Here is a 15,218-nt window from a genome sequence, read left to right on the forward strand (position 1 = left end):
AATCTAAGGTTCTTAAATTCTAAGTAACAAAGGTTCAAAGGCTTGGTTTGTCTTGAAAAAGGTACGCGGATTAAACGGATTCGCTTAGGCGAAGACACAGATTAAAACGGATTTTATTTCATTGTTAAAAAAAATCCGTTCTATCAGCGTTTTTGCTTTAGCAAATCCGTTTAATCCGCGTTACTATTTTAGATAAGTTCTCTAACTCTTCACTCTGCTCAATGTGATGAAAATTAAATATAAAAGTCCCACAGGAATGTGGGACTTTTATATTTATATCTTGTTTTGAAATAGCAATACATAAAAAAACAAATCAACTTATTTCTCAATCATATTCAAAAATTATTATATTTATGATAACCAAATAACACAAAAACCTAAATTAACTCAGATTTACTTTTAAATCATTCAAAACCTCACAATCATGGAAATCTACAAAAAAGACAAGAAAGTAAGAAGCAAAAAACTAAAAGCACGTGTAGATTTAACCGCCATGGTAAGCGTCTCTTTTTTATTAATTGTATTTTTTATGGTTACGACTGAATTGGGTAAACCAAAAATCATGAGTTTAAGTTTACCTGAGAAAGATTTCGATGAAGAAGAACATCACGTTATCAACTGTGGTGCAGATATGAGCCGTATTATAACCATTTTACTGGATGATAATGACAAAATTATTAGTTATTCTGGTCTTTTATTTACTCCGATAACTGGTCCAAAAGAACTAAATTATGGAAAGAACGGAATCCGTCAAGAACTTTTTAATAGAAATAAAACTATTTTGGAATATTCAGCAGCAATTGGAAAACCTAAAATTGGTCCAATTGTAATTATAAAACCAAGTAAAAAATCCAATTATAAGAATTTAGTGGACATTTTGGACGAAATGGCAATTGCTAAAATTGAAACTTATGCAATTGTAAATGATTTTACACCTGAGGAATCAGAATTGTTGGCAGTCAACTAAAACTTAATATAGCAAACGGTTATTCTTAGTTCCTCAGAAAGACAAGCTTGCGGATAAAACAAAATCCGTTATACTCTACGACTTTGCCTTAGCAAATCCATATCATCCACGTTACTATATAGACAAACTTCCAAACTCTACAACTTAATCAGAGCAATAAAATTAAACATAAAAAAAAGTCCCACATAACTGTGGGACTTTCTATATTATGGAAAAATAAGAATTACTTTTTAATAAACTTAGTACTTGAATTTCCTTTATCCGATTTTATTCTTATAAAGTAATTACCTGTTCTAAGTTTCGAAACATCTATTGTAGAAACTGACTTTGCATTTGGAACAGCAATAACCAATTGCCCTAAAACATCATAAACAGCAATCGATTGTACTTCGATATTCTTTGCATTAGTTATATTTAAAACCTCATTTGCAGGATTAGGAAATACTGTAAAATAATTTAAAAACTCAAAATCCTGAGTCCCTAATGTTGTTTGAAATGTAGAAGTTGCTTTATTAGTTAGAATTGGAAAATTATAATCGAAATAAATATTTGCCTCGTTTGTAAATGTATCCCCAACTACTAATGTTGGTTTTGTTTTAATTTTGAAAGCAACATAACCATCATTATTAGCGTCATCAAAAGGAAGATTGATATTCTCAAAAATGAATTCTACTTTATTTCCTTCAGTAATTTTTGTTTCAAAAGAATGACTTGAACTCGTTGTAATTAAAGTTGAAATATCAAATTTAGATAAATCAATCATATCTTTTACAACGATGTTTTGCGCAGCATAGGTTCCTGTATTTTCAAAACGAATCATATAATGTACATACTCACCTATTAGACTTGGTGTAATAACTGTTCCTTCCAAGCAGGTTTTATCATTTGGATCGAACGATCCTACAACTGTTTGATTAAAAGCAAATATATTATCAATTGGAGTTTCGTCTGTTACAGCACCTGCTATTGTTGTTTTAAATTTTAATATATCACCAATATTTAATGCTGGTTTTTCTATTGGAGAATTTACATTTAGCGTGAATTTAATTTCGCGAGTTTCAAATGGCAATAAATTAACAAAATTCCAAGATAAATTATTAAAGGAATGAGTCACTGGTGTAGGTTTTGCAATAACGAAATCTAAAACAGCATCCTCAAAATTTAAACTTACCGAACCAGATTGTATAGTATTTCCTTTATTTTTATAGACAATTTTATATACAGCATTAAAACCTGGTCTTGCGGGTTCTAATGGTAATAAAACAACTTCTAAATCTGGATGAACACCGTTTGCAGTAATACAAAAATCTTGAGTAAATGGACTGGATTCTGTTGGAAAAGTAACTTTAGTAGTTGTTGGATAAACTTTAAAATACGCTGGGTTTTCTAGTATTGGAGTAACATTATAAGACCCCGATTTAACATAATAATTGTAATCGCCATTTTCATCAGATGCGGAACTGTTTGTTATAACTTCATTTGAAATATTAACTTTCATATTTTGAAATTTAATATCTCCATTATCACATCCATTATTATCTAAATCTAATCTATTATTTCCTTTAATTGCATAAAACTTACCTCCTGGTTTAAATGTACAATACGAATTAACATTACAATCCTTAATATTTGCTGATAATAGTTGTGATTGTATAGCTGGAATTTGAGATTCGTCAGCACAAATGTATTTTAAATTGGGATTTTGAGTAAAATAAAGTCGGTCTTCATCTATTCCATTTTTTATCATTAATGATGACAATTGGTTTGCTGAACAGTCAAGATGCGTTAATTCGGTTAAATTGCTAAGATCCAAAGATGTTAAACTATTTGTAGAACAAATAAGTCGTTGAATTTTTGTTAACCCACTTATATTTAATGAAGTTAAGCCATTAATCTGACATTGAATGGAAGTTAATTTTGACAAATTGCTGACATTAAGCAATTTAATTTTATTAATATAACAATCTAATACTCCAAGATTTACAAAATATTCAATTCCAAGTAAAGAAGAAATATTACTTTCATTTAAAGTCAAAGAATAAACATTAAACGCTTCGCTTAATTGTATTTCTTTATCATTATTAGCATCAATTTTAAAATAAGAACCATATAAATTCCTTGCCACATAATTTTGATTAGTTGCAGATAATAATTTTGCTTTAAAAATTGGATCTGTAAAATTAATAATTGCATCACTGCAAGCACCTACGCAGCTACAACTAGAATCTAATAAGACATTATTTAAACCACTTAAATCTATGCTTTTTTGAATAACATTAAAATCTATAATATCTGCACAAATATGTTTAAGATTTAAATTTCCACTTATGTCTAATTTTATCAAATCCTGATTAGGATTATTATTTTTAATAAAAATATCAGTTAAAATATTATTATATCCACAATTTAATTCTTTTAGATTAGGTAAATAGGAAACATCTATTTTTGAAAACTTTCCACTTTGACAATCTAGCTTTTGTAACTTATTTAACCCTGTTAAATCAAAAATTGATATTGGATTTGCAGAAAAATTAAGCGTTTGCAAATTTACAAATGGTAAAAAAACAAAAGAGGTAATTTTATTTCCGGAAAAATTTAAATCAATTAAATTTGTTGTAGAACCAGTGTTTAAATAAGTTATATTATTATTACAGCATTTAATGGATTTTATGTTTGTACCGTTTAATAAATCTAAAGATGTAATAGCATTGTTTGAGCAATCAATAGTTAATAAACTAGGGGCGTTTTTCATTTGAAAAACAGACAAGTATTGATTAATATTACATCTAACATTGCTAAGATTTGTAAGTCCATTTGCATACAAGCCGACCAAATTATGATTATTATTAATATTTAAAGTCTTTAAGTTAGTTAAATCATCAATTTTTAATGTTGAAAAAATACTGTTCCATTGTACAGTCAAATCTTCTAAATTAACCAAACTGGTTAAATCTATTGTTCCTCCAATTTGAGTGTTATCAATAGTTAAACTTTTTAAGTTGGTAAAATACTTAATTGTATTAATTGACTTAACATTTTGAGCTATACTCATTGTAGTTACTTGTAATGCTTCAGAAAATTGAATTTCACCATCAAAATTTAAATCAATAGTTGTATTATTTAAAATAGAATTTTTAAAATTTTCATCATCAAAACATATGGTTCCTTCCACACATGGAGGTAAAGCACAAGAATTTACTACTGCAACATTAGCAATTCCATATTCTGCTAATTTATTTTGAATTAATGAAATATCACTTTGATATGCACAAATAGAGTTTAAATTTAAATTATTATTAAACTCTAGAGAACTAAAAACGTTATATAGACGATTTAAAAATAAAGTTGAAATGTTATTATTTGAGCAGTTTAAATTAGTTAATGCGTTTATATCTGAAAAATATAGTGTAGTCAAATTATTACAACTACAATTAACGTTAGCGATATTATTGGTATTATCTCTTTTTATAAAATTCAATTGATTATTAGAACAATCAAGAGTTGATAAAGAAGTCAGATAAGTTAAAAGCAAAGATTTTAATTGTGAATTATTATTTATTTTTAAGATCTTTAACGAACCAAAATAGGAAAGACTTATTTTAGTTAAAGAAGTATTTTTAATACTCAAGTTTTTCAATCCTGAAAAAATATTAGAATTAAAACCTTCTAAAGAGCTAATATTTCCATCCAAATATAAATTATTAACTACACTAGCTTCATCATAATCAATCTCATTATTATTATTTGTATCAACATCACTATCGGCTATACCATCATTATCAGTGTCGACACAATTTGTAGAAATCAAAATATTTTTTAAAACTGCATCAGGAATACTCACAACCTGTGCACTCAATCCATTAAAAAAGCATAAAACCAGAATTAAAAAGTAGATTTTCTTCATATAGTTATTTTTGAACAAAAATAACTTTTTAAGATAATAACACAACTTTTTTTGTTAAAATAAACTAAACAAACCACATCGCCACTTAAAAACCAAGAATCTTACGTTATAGTCCACGTTATTATTTAAATAATGATATCCTAATGAAAATGATTCTTATAGCCCTGATAGTAACGACATCCTTTTTATTTTTTCTTTAAAAATAAAAAGATATAGTGGATAGCAGGAAACTGCTCCTACTCTTCGACTCCTCTCTTAGCCGTAAAAATTAAACATAAAAAAAAGTCCCACATTGCTGTGGGACTTTCTATATTTAGATAAACTTAAGAATTATTTTTTCTCAGTTTTTTCCATTTTAGCTTTCAATGCAGCTAATACATCATTGTTATCTCCTAAAGTTGCAGCTGGTGCATTTGTAGATGAGTTAGATGAAGTATTTTCAGTTGCAGCTTTCACGTTTTTCTCTTCTTCTTCACGGAAGATAGCAGTGTGAGAAGCAACTACTCTTTTGAATTCTTTGTTAAATTCGATTACTTTGAAATCAGCAGTATCACCTTTTTTCAATTTCTTTCCGTCTTCTTTTTCAAGGTGACGAGTAGGAATGAAAGCAACGATATCATCTCCGAATTCTACAGTAGCTCCTTTATCAACGATTTCAGAAATTTCACCATTGTGGATAGTTCCTACAGCGAAAGAATCTTCGTATTGATCCCAAGGATTAGCAGTAGTTTGTTTATGACCTAAAGATAATTTACGTCCTTCAACATCTAATTCTAATACAACTACATCAAGTTTCTCACCAACATTTACAAATTCAGATGGGTGTTTGATTTTCTTAGTCCAAGAAAGGTCAGAAATGTAGATTAATCCATCAATTCCTTCTTCTAATTCTACGAAAATACCAAAGTTTGTAAAGTTTCTAACGATACCTGTATGTTTAGAACCTACTGGGTATTTAGAAGTAATATCAGTCCATGGATCTTGAGTCAATTGTTTGATACCTAATGACATTTTACGGTCATCTCTATCTAAAGTTAAGATAACAGCCTCAACAACATCTCCAACTTTTACGAAATCCTGAGCAGAACGTAAATGAGTAGACCATGACATTTCAGAAACGTGGATTAAACCTTCAACACCTTCAGCAACTTCGATAAATGCACCGTAATCAGCGATTACAACTACTTTACCTTTTACTTTATCACCAATAGTTAAATTAGCATCTAAAGCATCCCATGGGTGAGCGTTTAATTGTTTCAATCCTAATTGAATTCTTGTTTTCTCATCATCGAAATCAAGGATTACAACGTTTAATTTTTGGTCTAATTCAAGAACTTCACTTGGGTGATTGATTCTGCTCCAAGAAAGGTCAGTAATGTGAATTAATCCGTCAACACCACCTAAGTCAATGAACACACCATAAGAAGTAATGTTTTTAACAACACCTTCTAATACTTGTCCTTTTTGTAATTGACCGATGATTTCTTTTTTCTGTACTTCGATATCAGCTTCGATAAGCGCTTTATGAGATACAACAACGTTTTTGAATTCGTGGTTAATTTTTACCACTTTGAATTCCATCATTTTGTTTACATATACATCGTAGTCTCTAATTGGCTTAACGTCAATTTGAGATCCAGGTAAGAAAGCTTCAATACCGAAAACGTCAACGATCATACCACCTTTAGTTCTGCATTTTACAAAACCATTAACGATTTCACCTGTTTCGTTTGCAGCAATAACTCTATCCCATGATTTAATAGTACGAGCTTTTCTGTGAGATAATACTAATTGACCTGTTTTATCCTCACGGATGTCGATTAATACTTCTACTTTATCACCAACTTTTAAGTTTGGGTTGTAACGGAATTCGTTTAAAGAAATAACACCTTCCGATTTTGCGTTGATATCAACGATAACGTCTCTATCTGTAATTCTAACAACTACACCTTCTACTACTTCTTCTTGATCTGTAGCGATGAAAGTTTTTGATACTAAGTCTTCGAATTCTTGTAAGTTTTTCTCATCTACTGCATCGATACCTTCTTCGAAGTTATGCCAGTTAAAATTTGCTAAAAACTCTTCTTGTGATTTTAATTGTTCAGACATGCTGATAAAAAATTTGTATTCTGCTTTTCTTGAGTTTCATAAAGCGATAGAAAAAACAGAAGTTGTTTTACATAAATAGTTGATACCTAATGGAAACTCTTCTCTGCCAAAAGGTCTGCAAAATTAATACATTTATTTGTAATAGCAAAACAATTCCAAATGATTATCAGCCAATTATTCAGAAGCAGAAGATTTAACCGTTTTTAAGACCTAAAGTCCCGCTATTCGTTACAATCTTTTGTGCCGAACCCCGGCACAAAAGTATTTTCACTTCTATCGGGGCTAGATTAGAGGTTTTGTAATTTTTAAGAACTTTTTACTAACGCTAAAACGAAACCCGACAGATTTTTTAAATCTGTCGGGTTATTAAATTGAAATGTTAGAAAAAGTTTTCGAAGATATACTTACTCCTTTGCGGTAAATTTAAGATTACAAATTACTCCCCTGTTTACCATCTTTACTAATTTGTTTCCAAACTTGAGCTTTTGAAAATACCTGCTTGTTAAAAAACAATTGTACATTAGGAAACTCATCATAAAAAAGTTCAGATCCCATATCAAAACTTATTATAAAGTAAGATGATGAGAAGGCCTTATCATAATCAGATGACCAAGACAAAGTGAGTGTTGAAAAATGAATTTCTTTAATTTTTTCTAAGATATTTTTGTCAACAAATACTCTTTTATTTTTATATAATATACTAATTGAAGTCCAATTTTTACCATTAAATTTTGCACTTATTACTTCACCGGTTTTATACGTCACGTACACTTCTGTCAATTTCCTTTTTCCTGAAATTATTTCATCGCAAATATTTTTTAATCTTGAATCATCATAACTCAATACTAAAACCTCTTTATCAATAAAAATAAATTTAATACTTTTTGGATACTCGCCTCTATCCTTATGAGCATAAATACTACCAAAAGTGAGCAACGAAAAAATTAGAAAAAACAATTTCAAATCTCTCATAAATATTTTTTTTATATTTCTTCATTCTCCAAACTGATCAAGCGAATTTATACAATAAGTTTTAATTAAAACTCTAAATGACACTATAAAAGTTTAAAATTCTTATTTTTATCTCATGACATTAACACTAGAAGAAATAAAACTAAAAATTGATACTTTCCATAAAAACGGACAAGTTATCAATGCTGTTTATTGGCTTTTAAAAAAGTATAATCTCAAGAATTCTAACTTAAAAGGATTTGAATTTAGAGAAAAAGCCGAACCTAGTTTTATCCTAATGACTACCGAAGGTGATTTTGGAAAACCACAAATTATCCGGATTCCAGAAAACACTTTCGAGTTTCCTCTAGAATTAATGCTTATTCTTATTGCTCACGAAATGGTTCATGTAAACCAAAAGACAATAAAACCGTATGTTTTAGACAAAAACGAACGAGAATGGCAGGCTTATTACGAGATGAATTTTCATATTCTGTTTCCGAACCTTCCTGAAATATCTAACTTTCATAAAAAATTCTTCGCCAACAAAGGCTTGGAATACTACAACCGAATGGGCGAAGGCTCAGAATTGCAACAAAAATATGCTGAACAAAAAAAGCAGGTTGATAACCTGATTGCGTCGTTGGGGTGAAATATATAATTTTGAATAACAAAAATAAACAAAAATCCCGTTTTCTATAACTAGAAAACGGGATTTTAAAATATATCAATAAGTTCTTAATGACTCATATTTTCAAATTCTTTTGGATCATGTTTATGCTTAAATAAAATAGCAAAAGCAATCGCAATAACCAAGGCATAAGCTGCAAATGACAACCAGATGTTATGCCAGTCTTTCATTAAAATTTCGCTACCAAAAATACCATCAGGAGAAACTGTATTTCCATGGCTTTTTACAAATTCTAACATCTTAGGATTTGCTGCGTCTGTTTGCAAAAACCCAGCTAATTCAGATGAGTTTTTAAATGATTTTGTAAAGAATCTATCTATTGCCCATCCCGAAGTTAAACTTCCTAGAATTGCCCCAACACCATTGGTCATCATCATAAATAATCCCTGTGCCGAAGAACGTATTTTAGAATCCGTATTACTTTCTACAAATAATGAACCTGAGATATTAAAGAAGTCAAACGCCATTCCGTAAACCACACATGACATAATAATCATCCATAAACCGTTTACAGGATCTCCAAAAGCAAATAATCCGAAACGTAATACCCAAGCTAGCATACTAATAAGCATTACTTGTTTGATACCAAAACGCTTTAAGAAAAACGGAATTGCCAGGATAAACAAGGTTTCAGAAACCTGAGAAATCGACATGATAATTGTAGAATACTGGATTACAAATGAATCGGCATATTTAGGAAAATGTTTAAATTCATCCAGAAAAACATCTCCGTAAGCATTTGTAAGTTGCAAAGCTCCTCCTAAAAACATAGAGAACACAAAGAATAAAGCCATTTTATAATTAGCAAATAACTTAAAAGCTTCTAATCCTAATGTTTCTGTTAACGAAGCATTTTCTTTAGTTAAACGTTGTGGCTTACACTTAGGTAAGGTAAACGAATACACTCCTAATATCAATGCCGCAATTCCGGCGATATAAAACTGATATTCTGTTGATTTATTTCCGCTAAGATTCGTAATCCACATTGCAACAATAAAGCCTATTGTTCCCCATACACGAATGGGTGGAAAATCTTTTACGATATTTTTATTATTTAATTTAAGCGAAGTATATGAGATGGAGTTACTCAATGCAATTGTAGGCATATAGCAGCACATTGCAGCAAGCATAACATATATAAAAAGATCTGGAGTAGTAACTTGTGCTATTCCAAACAAAACTAAAGCATATGCTATATGTAAACCACCATATAATTTTTCGGCGTTTACCCATCTGTCAGCAATAATTCCTGTAAGAGTTGGCATAAATAAAGAAGCAATTCCCATGGTTCCGAAAACTAGACCAAATTGAGTTCCTTCCCAATTTTTTGTTCCAAACCAATAATTTCCGATTGTAATAAGCCACGCTCCCCAAACAAAAAACTGAAGAAAGCTCATTATAATCAATCTGTTTTTAATTCCCATATGATGAATTGTCTTTAAAATAAAATTAGGCGGTAAAACTACTATTTAAAATGAAATCTGCAAAGAATTAAGCTGTTTTTACAACATCATTCACTAATTCCATAACGGCTGCAAATTGTTCTTCTTTATTTAGGTAGGAATTATCTATCTCTACAGCATCATCGGCAATTACCAATGGTGAATCTTCACGGTGCGTATCGATATAATCACGTTCTTCAACGTTTTTCAAGACTTCTTCATAAGATACATCATCTCCTTTTTGTTGCAATTCGTCAAAACGTCTTTGCGCACGTGTACTTGCACTTGCTGTCATGAATACTTTAAGTTCAGCATCTGGAAAAACTACAGTTCCTATATCCCTGCCATCCATAACGATACCTTTATTTTTTCCCATTTCTTGTTGTTGCTCTACTAGTTTAGAACGCACCTGAGAAACTTCGGCAACTTTACTCACAAAACTAGAAACCTCGATTGTTCTGATTTCTTTTTCTACATTTTCGCCATTCAAAAACATTTCTCCAAAACCCAATTCGGCATTAAACTGAAAAGCCAATTGTATTGAAGGTAAACTAGCAACAAGTTTTTCTTTATCAAAAGAATCTGCATTTATATATCCGTTTTTCATAGCATAAAGTGCTACGGCACGATACATTGCACCAGTATCAACATATACATATTCCAACTCTTTTGCTAATTGTTTCGCCAAAGTACTTTTTCCCGTTGACGAAAATCCGTCGATAGCTATTGTTATTTTTTTCAAAATATCGATTTTAATGTTTAAAGATAGTAATTCTATTATTTTATTTTTAGTCCTGAAAATTAATCGTTAACCCAAAAAGATTTGTGTTTGCTCCTAAACTATATCTGGAGTAGGAATAATTAAATTTCAATTTATTTAATTTTAGTCCAAAACCTAAAGACATTCCAGAGAAATTACGTTGCTCTAGGATTCGCAATTCTTCGCCTCTCCTAAAATTATATCCCAGTCGCAAATTAAACGCTCTTTTAGGGAAAAGTTCAACCCCAAAAATCACGTGACGTAATGCATTATTAAAAAATGACACATTTTCTTCGGTTGTAGTTCCGTCAATACCGGTTTCTGCTCGTGCTGGATTAGAGAAAGCAAGATTCCATTGCTGTAAATTCTCTAATGTAAGATGCCATCGAATAGGCACATTTTCTAATTCTTGCGAAACTCCTGCAATTACCTCCAAAGGCAATTTTTCATGAATCCCTGAATAGGTACTAAATTGAGTTCCTATATTCCTGATGACCAAAGCCCAGTTTATATCATTTTTTTCGTCGATATAAATCATCCCTAAATCCAGAGCTCCACCAAAAGAATGATAACTCTCAAGAGTCGAAGAAATCAGCTTGGCATTTGCCCCAATATGAATGTCTGTATATGGAATATTATAAGCGTACCCAAAAGATAATGCTGCTTCACTTCCTGTAAAATCCGAAGTTTCCTGACCATTCTCATCATATCCGTCAAAATTTCCGTAATTGACATAACTTACGCCTGCCTGAAAAGTTTGTAAATGCTGATCATATGTATATGCGTAAGAACCACTACCATAAGTTACTTCGCCATAATAACTTCCATAATTTAATGCCAGACGATTACTCATATCCTGATTTAAAGTAGCAGGATTAAACAATACCTGATTTACATCGTCGTCATAAATGGTGATTACTTTACCTCCTAAAGCGGCTTGTCTGGGCGAAGGCATTAGATTTAAAAACTGATAGGTATACTTACCTCCTATTTGCCCGTAGGAAACAGTACAAAAAGTAAATAAATAAAAGAATCCCAGTTTTTTTAGCATGCTTTATATATTGCTTTTACCTTTTACTAAAACGCAGCTGCGAAGATAAAATTATAATGTGACAAATTACAAATTGTGGATTTCAATTTAAAATAAAAATTCCAAAACCTAAACTTATTATGTATTGCAGCTTCTATCTGGTTTAACTCTTTGCCAAAGTAACGCGGATTAAACACAATATTCATTTTTACAGGAAAGACAAGTTTGGGGCTTACTTAACTTTTCTTAATTAATTACTCAACGGTAAAAAATTTAGCGAAAATGGCACGCGGATAACACAGATTCGCTAAAGCGAAAACACGGACAAACACGGATTTCTTCTCGTCCCGAATACTTAACTTTTCTTAATTACTTACATGGTGAAAATTCAGCGCAAATGGTACACGAATTAAACGGATTCACTAAAGCGAAAATACGGATAAACACGGATTTCTTCTCGTCCCGAATACTTAACTTTTCTTAATTACTTAATGGTGAAAATTCAGCGCAAATGACACACGGATTAAACGGATTCGCTAAAGCGAAAATACGGATAAACACGGATTTCTTCTCGTCCCGAATACTTAACTTTTCTTAATTACTTAATGGTGAAAATTTACTTAAATCTTCTATGTATCAAATAAAAAATTCCAAACCCTAAACTTTTTATTATATCATTTAGAATCTGGAATTTTATTTCAGATTTCGAATTGTCCTTAAGACCTATTCAATGCCTTTTATTTCAAATCTTTAGCATTTTTAACTTTCTGATCTGTTAAAGCAAGAGCTAAAACTTCGCTCATTTCTTTCACATAATGAAAAGTTAAACCTTCTAAATATTCTGGTTTTATTTCGTCAATATCACTTTTGTTTTCATGACATAAAATAATCTCTTTAATGTTAGCTCTTTTGGCAGCCAATATTTTTTCTTTGATTCCGCCTACTGGCAATACTTTTCCACGCAAAGTGATTTCTCCAGTCATTGCAGTGTTTTTCTTTACTTTAGTTTGTGTTAATAATGACACTAATGAAGTTAACATTGCAATACCTGCACTTGGACCATCTTTAGGAGTTGCTCCTTCTGGTACGTGAATATGAATATTATATTTCTGGAACAATTCTGGATTCAATCCTAATTTCTTAGCATTTGCCTTAATATACTCTAATGCAATTGTAGCCGATTCTTTCATTACAGTTCCTAAATTTCCTGTAATGCTCAAAGAACCTTTTCCTTCAGATATTAATGATTCTATAAAAAGAATATCTCCACCAACGCTTGTCCACGCTAATCCTGTTACTACACCAGCAACATCATTGCTTTCATATTTATCACGCTCTAATCTTGGTACACCTAATATCTTAACGATATCTTCGTCAGTTACTTTTTTATTGTACTCCTCCTCCATCGCTACCGATTTAGCAGCATTACGGATTACCTGAGCCATTTTATTTTCAAGATTACGAACACCTGATTCTCTAGTATATCCTTCAACGATTTTTTCTAATTGTTTTTTACCAATAGTCAAATCTTTTGCAGTTAAACCATGAGCCAAAAGTTGTTTTGGAAACAAGTGCTTACGTGCAATTTCTACTTTTTCTTCAATAGTATATCCAGACATTTTGATAACTTCCATTCTGTCTTTCAACGCAGGTTGAATAGCCGACATATTATTAGAAGTTGCAATAAACATTACTTTAGATAAATCATATCCCATTTCAAGGAAGTTATCATAAAAAGCATTGTTTTGTTCTGGATCCAAAACTTCTAGTAAAGCTGATGATGGATCACCGCTATTACTATTTGATAATTTATCAATTTCGTCTAAAACAAAAACTGGATTAGAAGTTCCTGCTTTTTTCAAACTCTGGATTATTCTACCTGGCATTGCGCCAATATATGTTTTTCTGTGTCCACGTATTTCGGCTTCATCACGTAATCCACCAAGCGAAATACGTACATATTCTCTACCTAGAGCTTCGGCAACAGATCTTCCTATCGATGTTTTACCAACTCCCGGAGGTCCTGTTAAACATATAATTGGTGATTTCATGTCATTTCGCAATTTTAAAACTGCCAAATGTTCAATCATTCTTTTCTTTACTTCTTCTAAACCAAAATGATCTCTATCTAATACTTTTTGAGCATGTTTTAAGTCAAAATTATCTTTAGAGAATGTTCCCCAAGGTAATTCCAAAAATAACTCTAGATAGTTTCTTTGAATACCAAAATCTGGCGATTGCGGATTCATTCTTCGCATTTTAGACAATTCTTTCTCGAAATGTTTTTGCGTTTTCTCATCCCAAATCTTTTCTTTGGCTTTTAGACTCATCTCGTCCATTTCTTCCTCTTGCGAAACGCCTCCCAATTCTTCCTGAATGGTTTTCATTTGCTGATGCAAGAAATATTCTCGTTGTTGCTGATCTAAATCAAAACGAACCTTTGATTGTATATCGTTTTTCAGTTCTAATTTTTGCAACTCAACGTTCATGTAACGTAACGTTTCAAGCGCACGGTCTTTTAAGCCATTTATCGAAAGTAATCCTTGTTTTTCTTTCACCGATAAATTCATATTCGATGAAACAAAATTGATTAAAAACGATTGGCTTTCAATATTTTTAATTGCAAATGTAGCTTCAGATGGGATACTTGGGCTTTCTTTAATAATCTGAATTGCTAATTCTTTTATAGAATCAACAATAGCATTAAACTCTGTATCGTTTTTATCTGGACGCGTTTCTTCAACCTCTTTTACATTTGCAGTAATATAAGGCTCTTCAGAAATTACCTCAGCAATTTCAAAACGTTTTTTCCCTTGTAAAATAACCGTGATATTTCCATCAGGCATTTTCAAGACACGAAGAATTCTCGCAACTGTTCCTACCTTATGAATATCATCTTTGGATGGATCTTCGTCTTCTTCGTTTATCTGAGATACAACTCCGATGATTTTATCACCTGCGTTTGCATCATTTATAAGTTTTATAGATTTATCTCTACCTGCAGAAATAGGAATAACAACTCCTGGAAATAAAACAGTGTTGCGTAAAGGTAAAATTGGTAACGAAAAAGGTAATTCTTCGTTATTCATTTCTTCCTCATCTTCAGGAGTCAATAACGGTATTAATTCGGCTTCAGAATCAAATTCTTGAAGTGACAGATTGTCAATAGTAAGTATTTTATGATTTGACATAGTATAATATAAGTCGTTTTGTCATTAAAAAAATAAATTCAAATCGCAAATTATCGAATAAACTTGCTTAATCTCAAATAAAAACGCCACAAGAGCTTAATTTATTTGCATAACTATAAAAATAGACAATCATTGTGCCAAACAAATGCAAACAACGACTTTGATTTTTAAGA

The 15,218-nt window shown here is 31.0% G+C and carries 9 protein-coding genes; 2 read left to right on the plus strand and 7 right to left on the minus strand.

Going from position 1 to position 15,218, the window contains the following annotated elements; genetic code table 11:
• The first annotated feature begins 424 nt into the window (after positions 1 to 424).
• Entirely contained in the window at positions 425 to 967 is a 543-nt protein-coding gene (locus AC3IPI_RS21160; protein WP_489155528.1) for an ExbD/TolR family protein, read from the plus strand.
• A 223-nt stretch (positions 968 to 1,190) separates the two neighbouring features.
• On the opposite strand, the gene AC3IPI_RS21165 is transcribed toward AC3IPI_RS21160, so the two are convergent.
• From AC3IPI_RS21165 to AC3IPI_RS21175, 3 genes are all read right to left on the minus strand, one after another.
• Positions 1,191 to 4,871 carry a DUF7619 domain-containing protein gene (locus AC3IPI_RS21165; RefSeq protein WP_489155530.1) on the minus strand — a complete coding sequence of 1,227 codons (3,681 nt, stop codon included), beginning with the start codon at positions 4,869 to 4,871 and terminating at the stop codon, positions 1,191 to 1,193.
• Between the two features lie 330 nt (positions 4,872 to 5,201).
• Positions 5,202 to 6,980, minus strand: a complete 1,779-nt coding sequence (gene rpsA, locus AC3IPI_RS21170) for a 30S ribosomal protein S1 (RefSeq protein WP_039114576.1) — start codon at positions 6,978 to 6,980, stop codon at positions 5,202 to 5,204.
• Between the two features lie 429 nt (positions 6,981 to 7,409).
• Complete coding sequence (locus tag AC3IPI_RS21175; protein ID WP_039114579.1) at positions 7,410 to 7,952, minus strand: hypothetical protein; 543 nt, start codon at positions 7,950 to 7,952, stop codon at positions 7,410 to 7,412.
• A gap of 115 nt (positions 7,953 to 8,067) precedes the next feature.
• On the opposite strand from AC3IPI_RS21175, the gene AC3IPI_RS21180 reads away from it, so the two are divergent.
• Positions 8,068 to 8,583 carry a hypothetical protein gene (locus AC3IPI_RS21180; protein WP_489155533.1) on the plus strand — a complete coding sequence of 172 codons (516 nt, stop codon included), beginning with the start codon at positions 8,068 to 8,070 and terminating at the stop codon, positions 8,581 to 8,583.
• Positions 8,584 to 8,669: 86 nt separating this feature from the next.
• Here the strand turns inward: AC3IPI_RS21180 and AC3IPI_RS21185 are convergent, their stop codons facing one another.
• The 4 genes from AC3IPI_RS21185 to lon all read right to left on the minus strand — a co-directional run bounded on the left by AC3IPI_RS21185 (position 8,670) and on the right by lon (position 15,045).
• Positions 8,670 to 10,046 carry a nucleoside permease gene (locus AC3IPI_RS21185; protein ID WP_039114583.1) on the minus strand — a complete coding sequence of 459 codons (1,377 nt, stop codon included), beginning with the start codon at positions 10,044 to 10,046 and terminating at the stop codon, positions 8,670 to 8,672.
• Between the two features lie 67 nt (positions 10,047 to 10,113).
• The gene (cmk, locus tag AC3IPI_RS21190; protein ID WP_039120412.1) at positions 10,114 to 10,806 is read right to left on the minus strand and encodes a (d)CMP kinase; all 693 of its coding nucleotides are present in this window, start codon (positions 10,804 to 10,806) and stop codon (positions 10,114 to 10,116) included.
• A gap of 46 nt (positions 10,807 to 10,852) precedes the next feature.
• Positions 10,853 to 11,875: a type IX secretion system protein PorQ gene (porQ, locus tag AC3IPI_RS21195; protein ID WP_489155536.1), complete on the minus strand. Its 1,023-nt coding sequence runs from the start codon at positions 11,873 to 11,875 to the stop codon at positions 10,853 to 10,855.
• 716 nt (positions 11,876 to 12,591) lie between these two features.
• The gene (gene lon / locus AC3IPI_RS21200) at positions 12,592 to 15,045 is read right to left on the minus strand and encodes an endopeptidase La (RefSeq protein ID WP_039114589.1); all 2,454 of its coding nucleotides are present in this window, start codon (positions 15,043 to 15,045) and stop codon (positions 12,592 to 12,594) included.
• Between the last annotated feature and the right edge of the window lie 173 nt (positions 15,046 to 15,218).

The organism is Flavobacterium sp. GL_143, from assembly GCF_057834355.1.